Origin of the sequence: Flavobacterium sp. GSB-24 (assembly GCF_027924665.1) — a bacterium.
Lineage (GTDB): Bacteria > Bacteroidota > Bacteroidia > Flavobacteriales > Flavobacteriaceae > Flavobacterium.
Map to the genome: position 1 here is coordinate 970,497 of NZ_AP027043.1, position 24,781 is coordinate 995,277.

21 protein-coding genes and 1 tRNA gene are annotated in these 24,781 nt (G+C 31.4%); 8 read left to right on the plus strand and 14 right to left on the minus strand.

What is annotated here, in order from left to right:
- Positions 1 to 5 precede the first annotated feature (5 nt).
- From QMG60_RS04405 to mnmG, 3 genes are all read right to left on the minus strand, one after another.
- Complete coding sequence (locus QMG60_RS04405; protein WP_057115446.1) at positions 6 to 590, minus strand: OmpH family outer membrane protein; 585 nt, start codon at positions 588 to 590, stop codon at positions 6 to 8.
- Positions 591 to 810: 220 nt separating this feature from the next.
- Positions 811 to 1,659, minus strand: coding sequence for a class I SAM-dependent methyltransferase (locus QMG60_RS04410; RefSeq protein WP_281866996.1), 849 nt, complete (start codon positions 1,657 to 1,659; stop codon positions 811 to 813).
- Positions 1,660 to 1,983: 324 nt separating this feature from the next.
- Positions 1,984 to 3,855: a tRNA uridine-5-carboxymethylaminomethyl(34) synthesis enzyme MnmG gene (mnmG, locus tag QMG60_RS04415; protein WP_281866997.1), complete on the minus strand. Its 1,872-nt coding sequence runs from the start codon at positions 3,853 to 3,855 to the stop codon at positions 1,984 to 1,986.
- Between the two features lie 98 nt (positions 3,856 to 3,953).
- Here mnmG and QMG60_RS04420 point away from each other — a divergent pair, with 98 nt between their 5' ends.
- Positions 3,954 to 4,076 (plus strand): hypothetical protein, encoded by a 123-nt coding sequence (locus QMG60_RS04420; RefSeq protein ID WP_281866998.1) that lies wholly within the window; start codon positions 3,954 to 3,956, stop codon positions 4,074 to 4,076.
- 617 nt (positions 4,077 to 4,693) lie between these two features.
- On the opposite strand, the gene ybeY is transcribed toward QMG60_RS04420, so the two are convergent.
- Positions 4,694 to 5,113 carry an rRNA maturation RNase YbeY gene (gene ybeY / locus QMG60_RS04425; protein WP_281866999.1) on the minus strand — a complete coding sequence of 140 codons (420 nt, stop codon included), beginning with the start codon at positions 5,111 to 5,113 and terminating at the stop codon, positions 4,694 to 4,696.
- Positions 5,110 to 8,520, minus strand: coding sequence for a hypothetical protein (locus QMG60_RS04430; RefSeq protein ID WP_281867001.1), 3,411 nt, complete (start codon positions 8,518 to 8,520; stop codon positions 5,110 to 5,112). The genes ybeY and QMG60_RS04430 overlap by 4 nt, the downstream gene beginning before the upstream one ends.
- Positions 8,521 to 8,683: 163 nt before the next feature.
- Between QMG60_RS04430 and gltX the strand changes: the two genes are divergently transcribed.
- Both gltX and QMG60_RS04440 read left to right on the plus strand, forming a co-directional pair.
- Complete coding sequence (gltX, locus tag QMG60_RS04435; protein ID WP_281867002.1) at positions 8,684 to 10,189, plus strand: glutamate--tRNA ligase; 1,506 nt, start codon at positions 8,684 to 8,686, stop codon at positions 10,187 to 10,189.
- A 133-nt stretch (positions 10,190 to 10,322) separates the two neighbouring features.
- Entirely contained in the window at positions 10,323 to 11,306 is a 984-nt protein-coding gene (locus QMG60_RS04440; protein WP_057115451.1) for an SPFH domain-containing protein, read from the plus strand.
- A 20-nt stretch (positions 11,307 to 11,326) separates the two neighbouring features.
- Here the strand turns inward: QMG60_RS04440 and QMG60_RS04445 are convergent, their stop codons facing one another.
- From QMG60_RS04445 to QMG60_RS04465, 5 genes are all read right to left on the minus strand, one after another.
- On the minus strand, positions 11,327 to 11,581 hold the full coding sequence (locus QMG60_RS04445) for a DUF6327 family protein (protein ID WP_281867003.1): 255 nt from the start codon (positions 11,579 to 11,581) through the stop codon (positions 11,327 to 11,329).
- A gap of 5 nt (positions 11,582 to 11,586) precedes the next feature.
- A complete protein-coding gene (locus tag QMG60_RS04450) occupies positions 11,587 to 11,937 on the minus strand; it encodes a competence protein (RefSeq protein WP_134138790.1) in 351 nt (116 codons plus the stop codon).
- An 86-nt stretch (positions 11,938 to 12,023) separates the two neighbouring features.
- Positions 12,024 to 12,350, minus strand: a complete 327-nt coding sequence (locus tag QMG60_RS04455) for a YtxH domain-containing protein (RefSeq protein ID WP_057115454.1) — start codon at positions 12,348 to 12,350, stop codon at positions 12,024 to 12,026.
- A gap of 80 nt (positions 12,351 to 12,430) precedes the next feature.
- Complete coding sequence (locus tag QMG60_RS04460; protein ID WP_281867005.1) at positions 12,431 to 12,910, minus strand: hypothetical protein; 480 nt, start codon at positions 12,908 to 12,910, stop codon at positions 12,431 to 12,433.
- Positions 12,911 to 14,043: 1,133 nt separating this feature from the next.
- Positions 14,044 to 16,161, minus strand: coding sequence for a glutamine--tRNA ligase/YqeY domain fusion protein (locus QMG60_RS04465; protein WP_281867006.1), 2,118 nt, complete (start codon positions 16,159 to 16,161; stop codon positions 14,044 to 14,046).
- Between the two features lie 107 nt (positions 16,162 to 16,268).
- Between QMG60_RS04465 and folB the strand changes: the two genes are divergently transcribed.
- Both folB and QMG60_RS04475 read left to right on the plus strand, forming a co-directional pair.
- On the plus strand, positions 16,269 to 16,628 hold the full coding sequence (gene folB / locus QMG60_RS04470) for a dihydroneopterin aldolase (RefSeq protein WP_129745791.1): 360 nt from the start codon (positions 16,269 to 16,271) through the stop codon (positions 16,626 to 16,628).
- 94 nt (positions 16,629 to 16,722) lie between these two features.
- Positions 16,723 to 16,793 (plus strand) — tRNA-Cys (locus QMG60_RS04475).
- A gap of 190 nt (positions 16,794 to 16,983) precedes the next feature.
- Here QMG60_RS04475 and QMG60_RS04480 read toward each other — a convergent pair.
- From QMG60_RS04480 to rnr, 3 genes are read right to left on the minus strand one after another with little or no spacing between them, the layout of a single operon-like run.
- On the minus strand, positions 16,984 to 17,661 hold the full coding sequence (locus QMG60_RS04480; protein WP_057115459.1) for a LysE family transporter: 678 nt from the start codon (positions 17,659 to 17,661) through the stop codon (positions 16,984 to 16,986).
- A gap of 14 nt (positions 17,662 to 17,675) precedes the next feature.
- Positions 17,676 to 18,344 carry a head GIN domain-containing protein gene (locus QMG60_RS04485; protein ID WP_057115460.1) on the minus strand — a complete coding sequence of 223 codons (669 nt, stop codon included), beginning with the start codon at positions 18,342 to 18,344 and terminating at the stop codon, positions 17,676 to 17,678.
- A 26-nt stretch (positions 18,345 to 18,370) separates the two neighbouring features.
- Entirely contained in the window at positions 18,371 to 20,551 is a 2,181-nt protein-coding gene (rnr, locus tag QMG60_RS04490; RefSeq protein WP_281867007.1) for a ribonuclease R, read from the minus strand.
- Positions 20,552 to 20,661: 110 nt separating this feature from the next.
- On the opposite strand from rnr, the gene QMG60_RS04495 reads away from it, so the two are divergent.
- Both QMG60_RS04495 and rpiB read left to right on the plus strand, forming a co-directional pair.
- Positions 20,662 to 20,895, plus strand: a complete 234-nt coding sequence (locus QMG60_RS04495; protein ID WP_057115462.1) for a DUF2007 domain-containing protein — start codon at positions 20,662 to 20,664, stop codon at positions 20,893 to 20,895.
- A gap of 776 nt (positions 20,896 to 21,671) precedes the next feature.
- Entirely contained in the window at positions 21,672 to 22,103 is a 432-nt protein-coding gene (gene rpiB, locus QMG60_RS04500; RefSeq protein WP_281867008.1) for a ribose 5-phosphate isomerase B, read from the plus strand.
- A gap of 155 nt (positions 22,104 to 22,258) precedes the next feature.
- Here rpiB and QMG60_RS04505 read toward each other — a convergent pair whose 3' ends face one another.
- Positions 22,259 to 22,528, minus strand: coding sequence for a DUF1294 domain-containing protein (locus tag QMG60_RS04505; protein WP_057115464.1), 270 nt, complete (start codon positions 22,526 to 22,528; stop codon positions 22,259 to 22,261).
- A gap of 115 nt (positions 22,529 to 22,643) precedes the next feature.
- On the opposite strand from QMG60_RS04505, the gene QMG60_RS04510 reads away from it, so the two are divergent.
- The gene (locus tag QMG60_RS04510; protein WP_281867009.1) at positions 22,644 to 24,767 is read left to right on the plus strand and encodes a Tex family protein; all 2,124 of its coding nucleotides are present in this window, start codon (positions 22,644 to 22,646) and stop codon (positions 24,765 to 24,767) included.
- The last annotated feature ends 14 nt before the right edge of the window (positions 24,768 to 24,781 follow it).

Below are 24,781 nucleotides of genomic sequence, written 5' to 3' on the forward strand. Positions count from 1 at the left end.
TAGTTTTATTTTTTTGCTTCGCCTTCTTTAGCTTCAGCTGCTGGTTTTGCATCTGTTTTTGGCTCTGCTTTATATTTATCATTTAATGCTTTAATAATATCTTTTGTAATATCATATTTATCTTCAGCATACAAAATACTTGCAGCATCTCCAGTTCCGTAGATGTAAGAATAACCGTTTTTCTTTCCGTAATCTTTGATGAATTTTTTAACTCCACTAACAAGAGAATCCATTTCTACACCACTTTCTTGTTGTAATTGTTGTGCTAGTGCTTGTTGAGCATATCCTAATTGCTGCTCTCTTTTTTGCAATTCAGCACCTCTTTGCTGTGCCCATGCTTGACCATTAGCCTGCGCTTGACTTTGAAAATTAGCAGCGTCTTGTTTAAAACGTGAAATTTCAGCTTGTAATTGTCTTCCTTTTTCTTCCGCTTGAGCTTTGTATTTTGCCTCTAAATCTTTTGCCTCAGTGTACTCTTTCATCAAAACCGAAGTATCCACGTAAGCTGTTTTTACTTCCTTTACCTCTGCTGTTTTATTACAAGAAACTGCGAAAACTGAAAGTGCGATAATAACTAATGCTTTTTTCATTTTTTTTAATTCTATTTTTAAGTATTGAAGACAAAAATATAAAAAAATCAATAGCATCAGCATAAAGTTTAAAAAATGCGCAAATTTTATGATATTGTTTTTATTTATTGAAAAAATATTTACAATAATCTGATACTATTAGAATAAAATCGCATTTTTTACGATTTTTTTAACCTAAAAAAGCCATCACCCATCGAGGGCAAAATAGCTTTATAAAATCTTATTTATTTTTCAACACGTAAATGTGTGATGAAAATTCGTTTGTTTTTTTAGCTTTCCAATTTGATTTCAAACCAATGAAAAATGCTTTGATGTAATTCATCTTTCCTGTTTTGTATTTTTCTGATAAAAGACTCACGTAAAATGAATCAAACTTCATTGGAAGTATTTTTTCTAATTTTATATCTACTCTTTCAAAAAGCAGCTGAATTGATTTTTTTGAAAAATGCCAAAAGTGAATGGGCACATCATAAGCTGCCCAAAAAGTTTGATAATGATTTGCGTCAAACGATTTGTAGTTTGGAACCGCAACAATTAATGTTCCAGTTGGTTTTAATAAACGCTTCAATTCTTGAATCTGAAATTCTAAATTTGGCACATGTTCTAAAACATGCCACATTGTTATCACGTCTAAAGAGTTATTTTCTAAACTGTCGATTTCTTCAACAAATGAAATTCCTTTTTGTTTGGCAATATTCTTTGCTCTTTCGCTTGGTTCTACTCCAATTGTTTCCCAGCCATAATTTTTTGCTGTTAAAAGAAAATCTCCGGTTCCAGCTCCAATATCCAGAAGTTTACCTTTTTTAGGTTGTTCGCTATTAATTAAATTCAATTTGTTTTGAAGTGCAATATTTTTTATAAAATGATAAGCTTTTTCAAATAAAGAACGTTTGTTGTCGGTATGCGAAATATAATCTTCACTTTCGTAATACTTACCTAAATTTTGAAGTTCGGGCTGTGGCGAAGTAATTAGCATATCTAATTCTTCATCGTAATACAAATCAAAAATTTCTTTTGAAACAGAATGGTCTTTTACAGTTAGAAAGTGTTTTTTGTTTAAAACGTCCATTTTTAAATTTTATAGATATTGGGTTTAATTTATAGCAAATCCTAAAAACGAAATTTTATCGCTTTTAGGATTTTTAGTTTTTTTATTTTATTCTTTTAAATTCTTTTCGTTCTCACGAGATTTAATATTCAACATAATTGCTAATCTTATTTTGCACAAGTTTTAGAAAATATTACACTCGAAAATATGTCTTTTTCAGATTGTGAAATGATAAATTAGATTATTTATTTTGTAAAAGGTTTCACGTGGAACATTTCATATTTTAGATTTATAATACAAATTAAAAAAAAATCTAAAATCAACAATCTGCAATCTAAAATTAGACTACCTTCCCATATAAATCAAAAGCACGGAAATATCACTGGGTGATACTCCGCTAATTCTTGAAGCTTGAGAAATAGTTACAGGACGAATCTTGCTTAATTTTTGTTTTGCTTCAATAGACATTGATTTAATTTTGTTATAGTCAAAATTCTCTGGAATCTTTACTTCCTCTAAACGATTTAGTTTATCAGCATTATTTCTTTCTTTCTCGATATAACCAGAATATTTCACTTGAATAACTGCTTGCTCAACAATTTCTTCATCCAAATCATTTTCTTGAATATATGATGCCACTTTTTCAAATTTCACCATGTCCTCTAATTCAACTTGTGGGCGAGAGAAAATTTTAAACATTTTATCTCCTTGTGTAATTGGAGCAGATTCTTTCGCCTCCAAAATTGGATTTGTTTCTGCAACACTAACACTCGTTTCTTTGAAGAACGAAACCATCTTTTCAGATTCATTTAATTTCTGTTCCATTCTGCGTAAACGATCTTCAGAAGCTAAACCAATTTCGTACGACATTGGAGTCAATCTGAAATCGGCATTATCTTGACGCAACAATGTTCTATATTCTGCTCTAGATGTAAACATACGATATGGTTCTTCAGTTCCTTTGGTAATTAAGTCATCAATTAGAACTCCAATATACGCTTCATCACGTTTTAAAATCAACGGATCCTTTTCGTGCACTTTTAAATGTGCATTTATTCCAGCCATCAAACCTTGAGAAGCTGCTTCTTCATATCCAGTTGTTCCATTTATTTGTCCAGCAAAATATAATCCCTCTACCAACTTTGTCTCCAAAGTATGTTTCAATTGCGTCGGCGGAAAGAAATCATATTCTATAGCATAACCAGGTCTAAAGAATTTTACATTTTCAAAACCTGCAACAGAACGAAGCGCTTTAAATTGAATATCCTCAGGAAGCGAAGTTGAAAATCCGTTTACATAAACTTCACAAGTATTCCATCCTTCTGGCTCCACAAATAATTGATGACGCTCTTTATCTGCAAAACGATTTATCTTATCCTCAATCGATGGACAATATCTTGGACCTAAACTTTTGATTCTTCCGTTGAACATTGGGGAACGATCAAAACCTTCTCTCAAAATATCATGAACATCCAATGACGTATACGTCATGTAACAAGAACGCTGATGTGTTAATGGAGCTGTCATATCTGAATACGAAAATTTCGATGGCTTCGCATCTCCTTTTTCTTCATTCATTTTAGAATAATCCAAAGAACGTCCATCTACTCGAGGCGGCGTTCCTGTTTTCATTCTTCCAGCTTCAAAACCTGCTTTAATCAAATCCTCGGTAATTCCAGTTGCAGCACTTTCGCCTGCTCTTCCTCCACCGAATTGTTTTTCTCCAATATGAATCAAACCATTCAAAAAGGTACCATTTGTCAAAACAACAGATTTGGAACGAATCTCCACACCAAGTGAAGTCCTAATTCCTTTTATCTTTCCATTCTCAATAATCAGTCCTTTTACCATTTCTTGGTAGAAATCAAGATTTGGAGTTCCCTCCAACATCATTCTCCATTCCTCAGCAAAACGCATTCTATCACTTTGAACTCTTGGCGACCACATTGCAGGTCCTTTTGATTTGTTCAGCATCTTGAACTGAATCGCTGTCTTATCTGAAACGATTCCTGAATATCCACCAAGCGCATCAATTTCTCGAACGATCTGTCCTTTTGCAATTCCACCCATCGCAGGATTACAAGACATTTGTGCAATGTTTTGCAAACTCATTGTAACCAATAAAGTTTTCGATCCCAAATTTGCCGCCGCAGCCGCAGCTTCAGAACCAGCATGGCCTGCACCCACCACAATAACATCGTATTCTTCTAAAAACATTTTGTTTTATTATTCTCCAAAAACCGCTAACGCGGTTTTTAGAATTACATTTATATTTTTCCTTGTTCCACGTGGAACGCATATTTAATTTTCAATCTATGAAATTCCAAATTCCAAAACTGGAGTCTTCAAACTGGAGTCTTCAAACTGGAATCTTCAAACTGGAATCTTCAAACTGGAATCTTCAAAATAGAATCTTCAAAATAGAATCTTCAAAATAGAATCTTCAAAATAGAATCTTCAAAATAGAATCTTCAAAATAGAATCTTCAAAATAGAATCTTCAAAATAGAATCTTCAAAATAGAATCTTCAAAATAGAATCTTCAAAATAGAATCTTCAAAATAGAATCTTCAAAATAGAATCTTCAAAATAGAATCTTCAAAATAGAATCTTCAAAATAGAATCTTCAAAATAGAATCTTCAAAATAGAATCTTCAAAATAGAATCTTCAAAATAGAATCTTCAAAATAGAATCTTCAAAATAGAATCTTCAAAATAGAATCTTCAAAATAGAATCTTCAAAATAGAATCTTCAAAATAGAACTTCAAAATAGAACTTCAAAACAGACTTTGAAAACACAATCTTTAAAACGAAATGTTTCACGTGAAACATTTCCTAAACTTCCATTCTCTACTTCTAAAAACCTATCAAGAATCATGTTCCACGTGGAACGATTTAATCTTTTATTGAATTCATTACTTCAACGTTCCACGTGGAACGTTATAAAAAACTTTCATTTCCTATAAACATGTTTCATGTGGAACGTTCTTAAAAATTAAAAATTAAAAACTAAAACGTTTCACGTGGAACATTGAAAAATAAAAAAGAGATTTAATTACTGTTCCACGTGAAACATCTTCATTTTTTCTTCTTCCTTTGCTCTCATTAATTGAGCATCTTCATCCGTTTTATCTTTGTAACCGCAGTAATGAAGTATCCCATGGGAAAGTACTCTTTTCAATTCTTCAGCAAACGAAACATTGAAGTCTTTAGCATTATCTGCAACACGTTCCACAGATACAAAAATATCTCCATTTAACTCGTTGCCAACAGTATAATCAAAACTAATAATATCTGTAAGTGTATCGTGATCTAGATATTCAACATTGATCTTATGTAGATATTCATCATCACAAAATATATAATTGATCTCTCCTTCTTTTTTCTTTTCAGAAACAATCACAGCACTAAGCCAGTCACTAAAAGCCTGCTCGTCTCCTAAAGTAAAATCAGTTTCGTAATTAAAATTTATCATTTTGTATTAAAGTATTCTTGAACTTTTTGATTAAAATTCGAGCGCAAAGGTAGTGATTGTCTGTTTAATATCTCTACACTGTTTAAATATTCCAATAATGAACTTGGTAAAACATTCGAACGATTACTAAATTCAGCTTTATTGGTTTCAGATTGCCTTTGTGTATCTTGTCCTTGTTGCTGAACTGCGTTGTTTAGTTTCCATAATTCTTGTTGAATATTTAAGATACGCTGCAGGTTTTCATTCTTAAATCCTTTATTTAAAATTTGCTTTTCTGATTGCTTCATTTGATCGATTACAGATTTGCCTTGAGAATCTAAACCTTTCCTCGCTAATTCTTTTTGTAAAGCTTCACGAAGTTTAACCTGTTCTTTGTATATCTCCATTATAGCTTCTGCATCTCCTTCTCCATCTTCACCTTCATTTCCATTCTTATCTCCCTTTTCTCCTTTACCGCTTTTTCCATCTTTACCAGAAGAACCTTTATCACCGCTTTTGTTACCTTGCCCTTCTTTACCCTGACCTTCTTTTCCTTTTCCACTTTGTCCTTGACCAGACTTTCCTTCTTGACCTTCCCCAGGTTTATCACCAGGCTTTTGACCTGGTTTCATTCCTTCTTTCATTTTATCAGCAAGTCCTTTTTGTTTCTGAATAATATCTGGTAGTTGCATTCCTTGTCCGTCTCCAGGTTTAGGTTTTCCAGCACCCGGTTTAGACATAGACATCTGCATATTATTCAATAAATCACTTAGAAAATCGGCTAACTTATTGGCAGATGAAACTGCATATTGCTGGTGTGAAACTCCTCTTGGAATTTGAACGTCAGTTAAAGTTTCTATAGCTTTATCCATGTTGTATTGTACGTTGCCAATTTCTTTGGTTACGTCTTCAGCTACTTTTGGATTACGTAGTGAAAGTGCAAACAAACTATCATCAACATGTCTGAATTGTTGTTTTAAATTCTGCTGAATTTTAATGTTTTTTGTAAATGCAGATGAACCTAATTTCATAGATTTAAACTGTTTCATTACATCTTCTTGTGATAAAGAATATGCCAAAAGGTTGTCTAGAATCTGACGAAGCATTGCTACATCTTCTTCCATCTGTTCTTGCTCGCCGCCTTCCATTTCGCTCTGCATTTCCTGAGCCATGCTTTTCATTTTCTTTGAAGCACTTTTCTGTTTTGGCTTAGCCGAAGAAGTATTCTTTTTACTTAATTCTTCTGAAGCTTTTTGAAGATCATTATCTACATCTTTCTCTTTTGAAGCATCAGATGGAATATCCAAAGGTTTCTTTAAAGTCTTGTTTTCTTCTTTCAAATCTTTTAAATCTTCTTGAATCTTATCAAAAGATTTATTGATTTCATCTTGCTTCTCTTTCGTATTTTCTTTCTCTTTATTAGATAACTGTTCCTGTTGTTCTGACAGTTTATTTAGTTTCTCAGCAACTTGTTCTGCTTTCTTACAAACATAAAAACGCTTGGTCAACTCAACCAATTGTTCTAAATTACGAGATTGGTTTTTGCTGATTTGCTTGAACTTTTCCATCTTATCAAACAGTTCTTCACTGTTTAATTTATCGTTTAAGTTCTTCAATTCGTCCAATAATTTCTGATTCTTTTCTAAATCTTTTTGTGCATTATCTAAACGTTTTTGTAAATCTTCAGCTGTTTTATCTTTCTTATCATCCTTAAATTTATCTAAGTTCTGATTCATTTTTTCAGAAAACTGTTTCATCATTTCGTCTTGTTGTTTCTGACGTTTGATAAAATCATTGATCTTCTGCTGATCTTTAAACTCTAAATTATCCTTTTCTTTTCCAGTATTATGAAGCTTATCCATTTCTGAAATCTGCTTGTTTTGGTTCTTTAAAGATTTAGATAAACTATTAATATTTTGATTTTGCTGTTGCAATTCTTGATCTTGAATTTCATCTGTTGTAGCTACACGATCTGAAAATGTTGAAGACTTTGTACTCTTAAAACCATGCGGTGCATCGTTATCAAAAACTTCAAAATAGTATTCATATGAAACTCCTTCTTCTACCGGAAGGTTACTTGGAAAATTAAAAACAAACTGATCAAATACACCAGCCTTTACCGGAATGTTTCCACGCTTAGCAGACTGAGGTTTGTTACGTTCGTAGTATACAATTTGTAGTTTTGAAAGTCCGTAATCATCACCTAATCTTCCTAAAATATAGTTCTTATCCAGCTTTAAACTGTCTGGTGCTGGACCAACATTGATGGTTGGAAACTGATCTTTAATAACAGACAGCTGATAATCTAGTTTTTCGTAGTTTTTAACCTTATCATTTGACGTAAGAATTTGATATTCTGTATTTTGACTAATATTCCTAGCCAATTTAAAGTCATTTTCTATCTTATTAAATCTAAAAACTTCATTATCTCTTTTCCATATAATTTCCTGAGTCGATTTGGTATTCATTTTCCAAGTTACCGTTGTTCCTTCAGGTACAATTGCGTTTCCAGTTCCTTGAATGGTCTCTGATTTTTTCTTTAGATAAGAAGGAAAATTCAAAATCATTTCGAAGTTTGCAATTGATGGAACAGTGATAACTTTCAATTCATATTCTTGAGAAGTAACATTATTTCCTTCAAAAGAAAAGCTAATATTTTCTGCTGGTTTTTCTACTTTAAATTCAAACTTTCCTGGCTGTGAAGATTCCATAAAATAACTTTCATCACCAATATGGATCATTACATTTTCTGGAACAACATTCCCAACTGATTCCATTTTGATCACAAAATCTTTGTTTTGTTCTGCTTGCAAATTAGAATTTAAAACCACAAACTTAAAAGGAGCTGGCGGTAAAAATGCAGAATTGAAATGCACTACTCTATTCAAACTTTGAGAAATAATATTGCTATTTCCAGAAATATAAAACACTGCAAAAAGCAAAACTGGAACCAAAGCCAATGGCAGATATTTTTTATTGGCTTTAAAATTAATGGCATTTCCAAAAGGAATTGGCTGTAAAGAATTTGCTTTTTGTTCTATCGAAGCCAAAACCAATTCAGAACTTTCAGCATTATTATCAGCTGATAATTGTAAAAAGTTAGTTAGTTTATCACTTACTTCTGTGAAATGATTTCCAATAATTTTAGAGGCCTGAGTATAATCTATTCCTTTTTGAAGTTTAAATAATTTAAACAAAGGGAAAATAATTAATCGAACCAGAAGGAAAACTTCAACGGCAATAAATAACCAGAATAGAAAAGTTCTTCCTAAAGGTTTTAACCATAGAAAGTACTCTACGAAAAGCGTAAATAAAAAATACAATAATCCAAAACCAGTAAAAAGAAGCATTCCTTTTATCAGTTCGTTGGTATAATATTTCTTAATGAAAGCCTCGAGCTTCTGGTATATAGCAGATGTTGTTTTCAAAATAAATCTGTTTTAATTATAACCTATAAAAGTAGTAATTATAAAGATTCAAATTCCAAAAAATTAAATGCCAAATTCCAACTATTCACTGTGTTTGGAATTTGGAATTTTAAAAAATTGGGATTTATCTAAAGTTGTATCTTTGCAACAAAATTTTAAACAAATGTCAAAGCAAGTTCGCGTGCGTTTTGCACCAAGTCCGACTGGACCATTACATATTGGCGGAGTTCGTACTGCCCTATTTAATTATTTATTTGCAAAAAAACATAACGGTGTTTTTTATCTTCGAATTGAAGATACAGATCAGACTCGTTTTGTTCCTGGTGCAGAGGCTTACATTATGGAAGCACTTGAATGGTTAGGAATTGCTCCTGAAGAAACTGTAGGGAAAAATGAAAAATTTGGTCCATACAGACAAAGCGAACGTAAAGATTTGTACCAGCAATATGCCGATCAATTAATAAATTCTGGCTGGGCTTATTATGCTTTTGATACTCCTGAAGCTTTAGATGCACATAGAAAACAACACGAAGCTGAAGGAAAAACATTTATTTACAATCATCACAATCGTGAAAAATTAGATACTTCTTTAGTAATTTCTGCAGAAGAAACTGCTAAAAGAATTGCAAATGGAGAGCATTATGTAATCCGTTTTAAAACTCCGGTTGATGAAACTTTACATTTGAAAGATATTATTCGTGGAGATGTGAAGTTTGAAACTAATCTTTTGGATGATAAAGTTTTGTTTAAAAGTGATGGAATGCCAACTTATCATTTAGCTAATATTGTAGATGATCATTTGATGGAAACTTCACACGTTATTCGTGGCGAAGAATGGCTGCCATCTATGCCGCTTCACGTTTTATTATACAAAGCATTTGGTTGGGAAGCTCCAGAATTTGCTCATTTGCCTTTGATTTTGAAACCAATTGGAAATGGTAAATTGTCTAAAAGAGATGGTGACAAAATGGGATTCCCAGTATTTCCTCTAGAATGGAAAACTGAAGAAGGAGTTTCTTCTGGTTACAGAGAAAAAGGATTTTTCCCAGAAGCAGTTGTCAACTTCCTCGCTTTATTAGGATGGAATGATGGAACTGATAAAGAATTATTTTCTTTAGAAGAATTAGCTCAATCTTTTGACTTGAACAGAGTGCATAAAGCAGGAGCTAAATTTGATCCAGAGAAAAACAAATGGTTCAATCACCAATATTTAGTAAAACAAAATGACGAAGATTTAGCTAAAGCCTTCACTCCTATTTTACAGGAAAAAGGAATTGACATTTCTAAATATGACATCACAAGAATTGTTTCATTAATAAAAGAAAGAGCGCATTTTGTTTCTGAATTTTGGGATCTAACAGATTTCTTTTTCCAAGCTCCAACATCTTATGATGAAAAAGCAAGCAAGAACTGGAAAGAAGAAACTCCAGCTTTAATGCAAGAATTGATTTCTACTCTAGAATATATTGATGGTTTTGATTCTGCAAATATCGAAGCAATTGTAAAAGATTGGTTAACTAAAAACGAAATCGGAATGGGTAAAGTTATGCAGCCTTTCCGCTTAAGTTTGGTTGGAGCACTTAAAGGTCCTCACCTATTTGACATTGTTGAAATCATTGGAAAAGAAGAAACTATTTCTAGAATTCAGAAAGCGATAGCGACTTTATAATTAGAATTCGAATTAAAATTGAAACGCTAAGAAACATATCACAAATGTTCTTAGCGTTTTTTTAATGTCTAAAAATTTTATTTTAGAAGAATTTTCGTAATTTACCAAAATCATAAACATAAATTTTATAACCATGGGTACAGGATTAATTATCTTTTTAGTATTGGCATTCTTCATTTTCATGTCTTCTTTCTTTACAGTAAAACAGCAGAGTTCTGTCATAATAGAAAGATTCGGAAAATTTCAGAGTGTTAGAAATTCAGGATTACAACTTAAAATTCCGTTGGTAGATAGATTGGCCGGACGTGTAAATCTTAAAATCCAGCAATTAGATGTTATCATCGAAACTAAAACTAAAGACAACGTTTTTATTAAAATGAAAGTTTCAGTTCAGTTTAAAGTAATTCAGGATAAAGTGTATGATGCATTTTACAAACTAGAATATCCACACGATCAGATTACGGCTTACGTTTTTGACGTTGTCCGTGCCGAAGTTCCGAAACTAAAACTGGACGATGTTTTTGAAAGAAAAGATGATATTGCAATTGCGGTAAAAAGAGAATTGAATGAAGCAATGACTACTTACGGTTATGATATTATCAATACTTTGGTCACTGATATTGATCCAGATATCCAGGTAAAAAATGCAATGAACAGAATTAATGCTGCTGATAGAGAAAAAACTGCAGCAGAATTTGAAGCAGAAAGTTCAAGAATTAGAATCGTTGCAAAAGCAAAAGCAGAAGCAGAAAGTAAACGTTTACAAGGTCAAGGTATTGCAGATCAACGTCGTGAAATTGCTAGAGGTCTTGTAGAAAGTGTTGAAGTTTTGAACAATGTTGGAATTAATTCTCAAGAAGCATCTGCCTTAATTGTGGTTACACAACATTATGATACTCTACAATCTATCGGATCTGATACAAACTCTAACTTGATTCTTTTACCAAACTCACCACAAGCCGGAAGTGACATGTTGAATAATATGGTTGCTTCTTTTTCAGCTTCTAACCAAGTTGGCGAAATGATGAAGAAAAATAATAAAAAAGTAGAAAAACCAAAACAAATAAAACCTCAATCTGGTTATGAAGATGATATTCAACCAGATGTTCAACAATAATTGTAAAATAAAAAAGAGGCTTAACGGCCTCTTTTTTTATTGGTAAACCAATTGATAACAAATGGTATTATAGATTGAAGTATTTGCGGATACGAATTTTTAAAATAATCTGTATACGATGAAACAAATCCGTTTACAATATTTTGCGGAGTTATGCTTTCTTTTGTTCTCTGAAAACTTAAAACCAATTTCTGATAATTGATATCTTTTTCCAATTTTAAGATTTCTAAATCTCTGTCAATTTCAGCATAAGATGAGTATTTTTTCTTTTCCATAATTCTCAATCGTTAAAAAATATTTCTGAAAACTTTTCTAAAATTGGTCCTTCAACCATTTTATCTTTTATAAAGAAAAGTAAAATAGTAAATAATAGATAGATCCCTCCTACTGCTAAAAATCCTAGAGCATTACTGCCTAACAAATCTCCAAAAGCATAGGCTGCTGCAAAAGATCCAAAAATCAAAACCATACTAAAACACAATAATATCAACGTGAATTTAAAAATTAGCGTTGTTGATTTCATTGCAACTTTAAAACCCCAAAGTTTATAATAGGCCAAATGACTGTCGATGTAAACTTTAGTCTGATCCTGAATTTTTTCGGTGTTTTCTTTTAACTCTTCAAAAGCCATAACTAGATTTTTTAAAATAAAAAAAGCACAAAACTGTCTTATAAAAATAAGCAAGTTAAGTGCTTCTTGTACAATTTAATAGATTTTTATTTTTGAAGTTTAGCGTTTTGTGCTTTTAAATCAGCCAATTTAGATTCTAAAAAAGTGATCACTTCTTCTGTCTTATGACTTACATTTGAAAGTAAATCATTCAAAGTTCCATCAAGATTTTTTGTTGCACCTGTGAATTTTTCACGTAGTACTTCAGAACTTGCTTCAAATGAATCCTGCAAATTATGTTTTGCATCATCAATTCCTTCTTTAATTTTAGCTCGGGTTTTTGATCCTTTTTCTGGAGCAAATAAAATCCCGATTGCCGCTCCTACTGCAGCACCAGCTAAAATTGCTGCAATTGTATTTGAATTATTAGACATAATATTTCTTTTTAAGTGATTAATAAAGATAGTTCTTTTTTAAAATGCTAAACAGTAAAATTCAAAATTTAACAATAGAATTAATACACATAAGTAACTGCTTCATATTTTCCATCACCTTTTTCAACAATACTCACAAAAGGAGAACCATTTGAAGCCGACTTAGATTTTATTCTCATAGCAGTTTGTTTCTGGTTTGCAATTGGCGGTTCACCTTTTGTCCTTGTCGAGACACCAGTAAAACTAGCAGCTTGCTTCAGTCCTATTGTCTTTTCCTGAGGCAGAACAGTTACCATTTTGTAATCGTCTTTTGAATCTACTATTATTTTATCAGAAATTTTTTGAGTTTGTTTGGTTTGCTTATTCGTAATTGATGAAACAGCATGTTTGCTAATTTTAATTTCTTCTGAACTTCCGTTTAGTGAATAATAAATTAAACCATTTTCGTTTTTTATGAAATTAACATCAAGTTGTTCACCATTATGTTTTGTAATTTGATGTGTTTGTGAAATTGCAACATTTGCAAATAACATTGCTAGCGTAAAATATAAAATTTTCATGATAATTAGATTTAAATTAAAAATGATCAGATTTGAAATTTAAAAACTAAAGCTTAACACAAATTCAACATTATGGAATTTTGTACATTATGATACAATTTGAAAAATACCTTTTACGCGAAATATTATCAGGATTACATCATAATAAAAATGAGAACATAAAATTGTCTTTTCAAGAAATCAATTTTGAAGATTTACTGTTGTAAAAATTACGAGTTTTTAAAAACAATAAATTTCAGTTTAGTTTCTTTAACGGCAAATTTTAATTTTTATAAAAATCATCTCTGACTTTTGGTATTGAGTTAAAAGTAGCAACTTTATAAACAATTGTATGTTAACAACCCGTTAAACTGACAAAAATAACAGCTAAAACTAAAATAAAGCTCATAAATAAACAATAAATCAAAAAACGAGTTACATATCAACTTGAATAAAAAAATGCGTTAAAATTAATTTATTTAAGCTATTTCTAATATATAAAAACTATAATTAATATAATTTTAATCAATTATATTAATTATTAAATTAAACTATCATTTTAAAGTTTTAATCAAATTAATTTATATAATAAAAATCGGTTTTACATTATGAAAAAATAAAAAAGTTAGTAGAAGGTAAAAATTGGGTCAAAAAAATCAAAACTTAAAATAAGCAGCGAATTTCAATCAATTTAAAAAATAGGATTCTAGAGATGGATAAATTTAAAAAGCCTCTTATAATAAATTTATGAAAGTCAATTTTAATTTATAAAATCTATATTTTTTATTATACACATCAATTTTAATAATAATAAAAATAAATTATCATATATAAAATAGCGATAACACTATTTTATAATTTAAAATACATTAAAAATTATACCAGAATTTCATTTAAAAATTTTTAAAGAAAAAAATCTGGCTCAAAAAATGTAAAATAGGTGGTAAAAAAAGTAAAATTTAAAATAAAGACTTGTAATAAAAGATCTTTTAAAATAAGATTAATGAGGTGGAAGATTAAAAAAAATGCTTTAAAATTAATTTATGAAAGCTGTTTTTAATTTATAAAAATTATAGGTTTTAATATTTTAATAAGTTTCATATATAATAAAAAAAGCGCTTTTAAAAAGCGCTTCTCCATAGATTCTAATTATTTTATTTTTTTACCATCTCGGCAAGAATTTCAATTTCTCTCTCCGATGCATTTTTGGGAGGATTTGAATATAATTTTAAAATTTCATCATCAAATTGATTTTTGAAACTTACTTCTTCGATATCTCTCAAATTTAATAATGCTTTAGATCGAACATAAGTTGATTCACTTTTTAAAGACATTGAATATAATTTTTTGATATCTTCTTCTTCAAAATCTGTTGATTTCCAACTTCCATATTTCAAAATAAATTGAGCAAATAACAACGAAGCCTTATTATTATTGATATTCTTCTTTAAAGAATTCTGTAAAAGTGAAAAACTAGTAACATTTTTAATGTTCTCCCCTATTGCACTTTCAATTGCAATACGTTCTGGTTTACTTTCAACTTTAAAATATTTGTTGATTTCTTTTAACGAATTATTAATGCTGTTTTCTTCTTTTTTACCTTTTTCTTCCCAAGCATCTTTTAGTCCAACAGTTTTGTTAAACACTAATTTTGAAGCAGTTGAGTCTTTATCAACAGTAAAATAACCCAAACGTTGAAACTGGAATTTATCTTCATTTTGAGCTGTAGCTAAACTTGGTTCAACATATCCAGTTACAATTTCTAATGAATTTGGATTCACAAAATCTAAGAAATTTTTCTCTTTATAACTGTCTGGAGCTTCATCTGTAAACAAACGATCGTATAAACGAACTTCTGCTTCAAGCGCATGTTGAATAGAAACCCAATGTAATGTTCCAGATACTTTTCTTTGGCTTGCTTCTGTCCCGCTTCCGCTTAAAGAATCGGTATCATAAGTAACATGAATTTCAGTAATATTTCCTTCTGCATCTTTTATAACAGATTCACCTTTAATGATATAAGCATTTTTAAGACGAACTTCTTTTCCTAAAGTCAAACGGAAAAATTTAGCTGGAGCTTCTTCTAAAAAGTCTTCTCTTTCGATGTATAATTCACGTGAAAAAGGCACTTTTCTGAAACCTGCATTTTTATCTTCCTGGTTATTTTCAGCTTCTAACCACTCTTCTTTACCTTCTGGATAATTGGTAATTACCAATTTTACCGGATCTAAAACAGCCATTACACGAGGTGCAATTTTGTTCAAATCTTCACGAATACAAAATTCTAAAACCGATACATTAATTAAATTATCACGTTTTGCAATTCCAATTGTGTTGGCAAAATTACGTAAAGATGCTGCTGTATAACCACGTCTTCTTAACCCAGAAATTGTTGACATTCTAGGATCATCCCAACCGTTAACATGCTTTTCCTTAACTAGTTGCTGTAATTTTCTCTTACTAACAACGGTATGTGATAAGTTACGTCTAGCGAATTCTCTTTGCTTCGGACGCAGTTTATTTTCATCTAAAATCTGGTCTAAAAACCAATCGTATAATTCACGGTGAGGCAAGAATTCAAGTGTACAAAATGAATGTGAGATTTCTTCTAAATAATCACTTTGTCCGTGTGCCCAATCGTACATTGGATAAATTTTCCAGGCATCTCCAGTTCTATGATGATGCTTATGTAAAATTCTGTACATGATAGGATCACGCATCAACATATTAGTTGATTTCATGTCTATTTTTGCACGAAGAATATGTGTACCAGCCTCAAATTCACCGTTTTTCATTCTTTCGAATAAATCTAAATTTTCTTCAACAGAACGATTTCTGTATGGACTATCTGTCCCAACTGTTGATGGCGTTCCTTTTTGAATGGCCATATCTTCAGAAGACTGGCTATCAACATAGGCTTTATCTTTTTTAATTAATAAAACAGCCCAATCGTATAATTGTTGAAAGTAATCAGAAGCATAACGTTCTTCTGCCCAGGTATAACCCAGCCATTCAACGTCTTTTTTAATGGCGTCAACAAATTCCTGCTCTTCTTTTTCTGGATTTGTATCGTCAAAACGTAAATTTACAGGTGACTGATAATCAATACCTAAACCAAAATTTAAAGCAATAGAACTAGCGTGCCCAATGTGTAAATAACCGTTTGGTTCTGGTGGAAAACGAAAATGAAGTTTAGTTTGCGAAAGACCTGATTTTAAATCTTCCTCTATGATTTGTTCAATAAAATTGAGTGATTTCTCTTCTGATGCCATTATTTTATAGTAATTTTAGCAAAGATAAAAAAAAGGTTTCAGGTTTCAGGTTTAAAGTCATTTAACTAGCGCAAAACCTGAAACTTTAAACTTGAAACAAGATAAAAATGGGAATCATTAAACTTAAAAACATTCGCACTTTTTCATACCACGGATGTTTAATTGAAGAAGGAAAAATAGGATCTGACTATACTGTAGATCTAAAAATAAAAACAAATCTTCAGAAATCGGCTGAAACAGATCATCTTTTAGACACTGTTGATTACGTTCATTTGAACAAAATTGTTACCGAAGAAATGGCAATTCGTTCGCATTTACTAGAACATGTAGCCAAAAGAATCAATATTCGTGTGCTGGCAGAGATAGAAACTGTAGAAAAAACAACAGTTTGGGTTTCTAAAATTAATCCTCCTATTGGTGGTGATGTTGAGTCAGTTACTATAAAAATGACAGAAATTAGAAAGTAATTATTTTATTTAAAATCGTATTTTTTCAAAATAGTTCATATGAAACTTTTGAAATTTAAAGATTTTAGTTACTTTTGCCATCCGTTCAAGCAATGGCGTCGTGGCCGAGCGGCTAGGCTGGGCTCTGCAAAAGCTCCTACTCCGGTTCGAATCCGGACGATGCCTCTAAAACCTTCAAAGCAATTTGAAGGTTTTTTTATGTCTTGTCCTTGCGAGGAACGAAGCAATCTCACTAAGTATATCAACATTTATAATCTATAGTAGTGAGATTGCTTCGTTCCTCGCAAGGACTTATAAACACAAAAAAGCCTCTGAAATTCAGAGGCTTAATTTTATATTTTTGAGTTATTAACAACTACTTTTCTATTTTTTCGAAAGCATTTTTAACCATTTCTTTTTCTTTTGGAAACCATCCTTGTGTGATTAAAGCAACTCCAAAGACCATTAAAACAATACTAATTCCTTTTTTGATTTTAACGATATTAGTTGGTGTCATTTTAGATTTTAATTGTTTGGCTAATACTATTTTAAGACAATCAACCAGCAAATAAGTAATGATAACTGATGTAAAAAAAGTAATCATTCTTGAGTTTTGCATTTCTAATTTTGGTCCTACAGAAATGATAACAGCCAGCCAAAAACCTAATACTCCAATGTTTATAACGTTGAGTAAAAAGCCTTTTATAAATAGACTTCCGTAGTTTCTTTTGATGATATCACGATCAATTTCTTCATCGTCTATTTTTTCTTCATTTTTTAAACGAACGAAAGAAATTATACCATAAGCCAGCATTATTATTCCTCCAAAAATAAACAAAGCTGGTTTATCTTTTAAACTCTGAATTAATCTGTAACTTCCTAAATACGCGATAGCTATAAAAAAAATATCACCTAGAACTACACCGAAGTCAAAGACAATTGCTGCTCTGAATCCTTTTGTAATACTGGTTTCTAGTAGTATAAAAAATACTGGACCTACCATAAAACTTAGAAAAAGTCCCCATGGCAGTCCAGCCAAAATATCATTTACCATCAAAATACAACTTGTTATTTTACTTCTTCGATTTTACCTCCAAAAACTGTTTTTTGATTTATTTGCTTTGGTTTTCCATAAATGTAAATAGAGCCTCCTGCGCTTACTTTTGCATCAACTAAGGTCGAAGCATTAACATCAGCTTTTCCTCCCGCAGAAACGCTTACATTAGTCTGAGAAGTCGCTAATTTACTTCCAAGGAAATAACCACCGGCTCCTAAACTGGCATCAAGGTTATCTGCTTTACCAGTTGCAGTGATTTCTCCACCAGAAACTGAACTTACTTTTAACTTATCAACATTCAAATCTACATTAATTTTTCCACCTTCCTGCGCACTTACTTTAAACGAAGTTGCTTTTAGTGTTTCTTTACTTGTAACTTCTGCTCCTTCATTAACATCAATCAATTCTATTCTTTTGTAATACAAAGTAATATCTAAATCATTTCCTGATAATAGTTTAGGAAAAGGCATTCTTAATTTTAATATTCCATTTTTATTGACAGCTTCAACCTCTGCTTCTCTTGCTCCTTTTATAACAACTTTATTCTCTGAAGATTGAACTAATTTTACACTTAACTTATCGTAAACTTTTACGGTATCGAATTCACCTAACTCTTTGGTAACCTGACCAAAAGACATTTGAACAAATAAAATTGCAGCTCCTATAATTAACTTTTTCATACTTTTATTTTTTTTAAAATTAAACTTTATTCTGCTCTTCTTAAAAAATGAAAATCCAATTGTTTTTTAACTAAATCAGCATTTTTTACTTTAACATAAATTTCATCTCCTAATTGTAAAATACTGTTTGAAGTTGCTCCAACTAAAGCATACTGCTTTTCATCAAAAGTATAGTAATCATCTTTTATTTCTCTGATTCTTACCATTCCTTCGCATTTGTTAGAAACAATTTCAACATAAATTCCCCATTCTGTAACTCCTGAAATAACTCCCAAAAATTCTTCGTCCTGATGATCCTGCATGTATTTAACCTGCATGTATTTAATACTGTCACGCTCAGCATTTGTCGCTAAACTTTCCATATTGGAACAATGCAGACATTTTGTTTCGTACACTTCTTCGTCTACAGAAGCTCCACCATCCAGATAATACTGTAGCAAACGGTGTACCATAACGTCTGGATAACGACGAATTGGCGATGTAAAATGGCTGTAATAATCAAAAGCTAAACCGTAATGACCAATATTATCTGTAGAATATTTGGCTTTACTCATACTTCTAATCGCAAGAGTGTCAATTAAGTTCTGTTCTTTTTTACCATTTACTTCTTCCATCAATGCATTCAAAGACTTTGAAATATCGCCTTTGTTACGGAAATCTATTTTATAACCAAATTTAGCAATTACGGTTTGCATCGCAATTAATTTGTCTTCGTTTGGTTCGTCGTGAATCCTGTAAACAAATGTTTTCTTTTGTTTTCCAATGTATTCAGCCACTTTTCTGTTGGCTAAAAGCATAAATTCTTCAATCAAATGATTGGCATCTTTAGATACTTTAAAGTAAACTCCTTCTGGTTCACCTTCTGCATCCAAATTAAATTTCACTTCAACTTTATCAAAAGAAATTGCACCATTCTGCATTCTTTTCTTTCTTAAAATCTTCGCTAATTCATCTAATTTTAAAGTTGCTTCTGTAATTTCATCTGAAACAACATAAGATTCTCCAGTAATTGAAACATCAACTGGAATTGTATTATCTTTTGTTTCAATAATATACTGTGCTTCTTCGTAAGCAAAACGCTGATCTGAATAAATTACTGTTCTTCCAAACCATTGGTTGATAACTTGTGCAGTTGGAGAAACTTCGAATATCGCAGAGAATGTATATTTCTCTTCATTCGGACGAAGTGAACAGGCAAAATTAGATAAAACTTCAGGAAGCATTGGCACTACCCTATCTACTAAGTAAACAGAAGTAGCTCTTTGATAAGCTTCATCATCCAAGATTGTACCTTCTTCCAAATAATAAGAAACATCGGCAATGTGAATTCCAATTTCGAAGTTTCCATTCTCTAACTTTTTGAAAGACAAGGCATCATCAAAATCTTTTGCATCTTTTGGATCTATCGTAAACGTAAGCGTATCACGCATATCACGACGTTTCGCAATTTCAGATTCCTGGATCGAAGTATCTATTTTTTGTGCATAAACCTCTACTTCTACCGGAAAATCTGATGGAAGTCCATATTCCGCTAAAATAGCGTGAATCTCAGTATTGTGTTCTCCAGGTTTTCCTAAAACTTTAATTACAGATCCAAACGGACTGTCAGCTCTTTTTGGCCAATCTTCGATCTTAACTAAAACAACATCACCGTTTTCTGCTTCACCAATTTTATCCTTCGGAATAAAAATATCGGTATACATTTTAGGATTTGCAGTAGAAACAAATGCAAAATTTGGCTGCATATCAATTACACCAACAAATTCTGTTTTATCCCTTTCTACAACTTCAATTACTTCACCTTCAGGTCTTTTACCTTTTCTTCTATTATAAACATAGACTTTTACTTTGTCTTTATCTAATGCACGATTCAAATTATTGGTCGGAATAAAAACATCTTCTGCAAAATCTGGACAAATAAAATATGCCGTTTTTCTGCTCGTCATATCTATTGTTCCTTCGTAATAATCCTGACTTTCGGCTTTTACTAGATACTTTCCAGGTTCTGTTTCTATAATTTTCTTTTGCGAAGCTAGAATTTTTAATTCTTTTATAATTTGATTCCTGCTATTAGTATCATCAAGTTCAAGCTTTGCTCCTATTTGTTTATAATTGAATGGTTTATTAGCATTTTGCGATAAAATCTTTATTATTTTTCCAGAGAAATCTTTCTCTTTTTTTATCGGCTTTCTAATTTTCTTACTCATATATCTTTTCTTATAAGGTTTAAAATTACAAATAAGAAATCAGATAATACTTTTTAACAAATAGAATTATTAAAAATATAACTTTTCGTACATTTACAAAAACACCTCATATGGAAAGCTTTAAGACCATCGCCATATTCAATTATCAGCACGAAACAGTGGTTCTCAAACACTTACTAGAACAAGAACAAATCCCTTATTTTTTCGAAAACGAAATGACACTTTCAGTCGTTCCAATGTACACTTCGGCGCTGGGTGGAATCAAACTCAAAGTTCATCCCAACGATTTCGAACAAGTTCAGGAAATCCTTGACAACTTAAACAATCCTCTCAAAATCGTTTAAAGAGATTCTTTTTTCAAACTAAATTCAATTTTTTTCTTTTTAAACTTTTTTAGTTTTCAACATATATTAAATACAACAAAAAAGATTTTTAAAAATTTAAAAAAAATTGTTGGTTATTATAGTGTGTTAATATGTCGAATAAATTTATTTTTAAAAGTATTGAAATGAAGTTTCTCTTAGTTATTTTGAGTTATCAACATAGTTATTTTTAGCTAAAAGATTAATTTATAAGACTTTTTGTATTTTAATTAACAACGGTTGACAACCAAAAATGAATTGATTTTGTAGATAAGTTCATATGTTGATATTTGTTGAAAATGGCATTTTTGATATTGATAACTTTTCTAAAAATTCCCGAAACTTTATTAGGATTTTTGATTCCAGTTTTGGATTAGGTTTTTTTTTGACACAACCAAAAAAAACTTCTAATTTTCTTTTCGAACTTATTAACAGTTTCTGTTAATTTAAAGTTAACTGAATATCAACGAATTACAAACTCCTATTAACACCCTAAAATTTTAACAAATATTCTGGTTATTCTTTATTGATTATGAGATACTTATGAAGTTATCAAAATTGTTAATAAGTGGTAAATATTTGATATTACGTAAGTTATGTTCTAAGCTTTTTGCTTTGAATTTCACGAATGTACACGATTTCTATTGGAATGTTTATATAGTATTCAAAAAGAAAATAATTTGTGAAAATTGGTGTAATTCGTGGCAACCATTTATTAATTGAGTAAATTTGTACTACACAACTTAATAGTATAGAAAATGAAAATATCGATAGGAAACGACCACGCTGGACCAGAATATAAAAAAGCAATTGTTGAAATGCTTAAATCAAAAGGATATGAAGTAACGAACTACGGAACTGATACTGATGCTTCTGTAGATTATCCAGATTTTGGGCATCCTGTTGCAAATGATGTATCTGAAGGAAAAGCTGATTTTGGAATTGTGATCTGCGGAAGCGGTAACGGAATTGCAATGACTGTTAATAAACATCCGAAAGTGAGAGCTGGTTTATGCTGGACTAAGGAAATTGCTTATTTGACACGTTTGCATAACGATGCTAATATTGTAAGTATTCCGGCGCGCTTTACTTCTATTCATCAAGCAGTTGAAATCGTTGAAACTTTCCTGACAACAGCTTTTGAGGGCGGAAGACATCAAAACAGAGTTAATAAGATTGCTTGTTCGTAAAAAGTCAAAAAAAATCGGGTGCTTCGCACCAATGTAAATAAACAAGCCGGGCGGATTTTTAAAATTCATCCGGTTTTTTTATTTAAAGTACTTACATTCAATATATTGAATTTATTTTAAATTATACTTTTTAAGGTTATTAACAATGTTAATATCTATATTTTTTGAGTTAGCATGAAGTAAATTAAAACAACTTGTAGTAAAAGAATCAATAAGAATTTGACAATAAATGAAGTTTTACTCGTTTTATGTTTAAAGAAAAACATAGCTGTTAATAAACCTATTGTTCCGCCAATTGTTTGAAGAAAAAACAAAGTATTTTCAGGAATTCTTCGTTTATTTTTTCGAGCCAGATATTTATCGTATCCAGCAAGAATAAAAAGGACAATATTTATAAATAAAAAATAGAGTAAAAAAATTTCCATTGGTGTAAAATTAAAAACAAAGATATTATTTTAGCCGAATCATTGATGAATTTACAAATCGTTTTAACAAGTAAATTATATCATGTTGTAATTAAGAAATTATTTCATTAAATATATGACTAATATTCAATTCATTGCCAAATCTGTTCAGGCACCTGCAGTCAGCATTCAAAACACCGTAAAATTATTAGAGGAAGATTGTACAATTCCGTTTATTTCGAGATACCGAAAAGACGCGACTGGTAATCTTGATGAAATTGTAATTGAGCAGATTGCAAAATTGCAGAAAGATTATGATACACTTGTAAAACGTAAAGAGGCTGTCCTAAAATCTATAGAAGAACAAAAAGCGCTCACGCCGGATTTGAAGAAAAAGATTGTAGATAGTTTTGATCTGCAGGAAATTGAAGATTTCTATCTTCCGTATAAAAAGAAGAAAAAAACAAAAGCAGATGTTGCCCGCGAGTTTGGTTTAGAGCCTTTGGCAAAAATCATAATGTCTGAAAGTGATGTAGATGTCGATTTTGTTTCAACACAATACATTAATGAAAATGTGATTAATGAAGAAGCGGCAATGCAAGGCGCACGAGATATTGTGGCAGAATGGATTAACGAAAATATTTATGTTCGTAAACAGCTTCGTAGATTATATCAGCGAAAAGCTACAATTGCAACCAAAGTCGTAAAAAAGAAAGCGGAAGAAGAAGGAGCACAAAAATTCAGTCAGTATTTTGATTGGGAAGAGCCTTTGACAAAAGCGCCGGCGCATCGTTTATTGGCCATGCTTCGCGCTGAAAATGAAGGTTTTATTAAAATGAAAATAGATGTTGATATCGACGATGCTTACGATGTTATTGACGAAATCATTATTAAAAAACAAAATAGCACAACTGCTCATTTACAGTTAGCAATTGAGGATAGTTACAAACGTTTACTAAACCCAGCAATTGGAAACGAAACACTGCAGGAAGCAAAAGCAAAAGCCGATGCGAATTCCATTCAGGTTTTTGCTAACAATTTAGGACAGTTATTATTGGCGCCGCCTTTGGGAGAAAAACGTATTCTGGCAATCGATCCAGGATTTAGAAGCGGTTGTAAAGTAGTTTGTCTGGACGAAAAAGGCGATTTGTTATATAACGAAACGATTTACCCGCACGCGCCTCAACATGAGGAAACTATGGCGATTAAAAAAATCCGTTCGATGGTAAATGCCTATCAAATTGATGCGATTTCTATTGGAAATGGAACTGCTTCGCGCGAAACCGAATTTTTCATCAAAAAAATCGCGTTCGACAAACCAGTGCAGGTTTTTATAGTTTCTGAGGCTGGAGCTTCAGTTTATTCAGCTTCCAAAATTGCGAGGGAAGAATTTCCAAATTATGATGTAACGGTTCGTGGTTCGGTTTCTATCGGAAGAAGGCTTTCAGATCCTTTAGCCGAATTGGTAAAAATTGACCCAAAAGCCATTGGAGTAGGTCAGTATCAGCACGATGTTGACCAAACGAAATTAAAAGAAGAATTGGATAACACCGTAATTCGCTGCGTAAACTCGGTTGGAATTAACATCAACACCGCAAGTAAACATTTACTGAGTTATGTGAGTGGAATAGGAGAGAAGCTGGCAGAAAACATCGTACAATACCGCTCTGAAAACGGACCTTTTGAAGACAGAAAACAGTTGAAAAAAGTGCCTCGTTTGGGAGATAAGGCTTATCAACAAGGAGCAGCGTTCATTAGAATTACAAATGCTAAAAATCCGCTGGATAATTCGGCGGTGCATCCAGAGGCTTATCCAGTTGTGGAGAAAATGGCAAAAGATTTGAAAATTTCTGTAAACGAATTAATTGCTAATAAAGAGAAAACAGCGCTTATTAAGGCCGAAAACTATATTACACCTGAAATTGGTTTGCTTACGCTAAAAGACATCATAAAAGAGCTGGAAAAGCCTGGCTTAGACCCAAGAAAGTCGGCTAAGGTTTTTGAATTTGACGCCAATGTAAAATCAATCAAAGATTTGAAAACAGGAATGATTTTACCTGGAATTGTGAATAACATTACCAACTTTGGTTGTTTCGTAGATATCGGAATTAAAGAAAGCGGTTTAGTACATATTTCACAGTTAAAAGCTGGATTTGTAAGCGATGTAAACGAGGTTGTAAAATTACATCAGCATGTTGATGTAAAGGTTACTGAGGTTGATGAAGATAGAAAAAGGATTCAGCTGACGATGATTTTATAAAATTCCAATTTTTG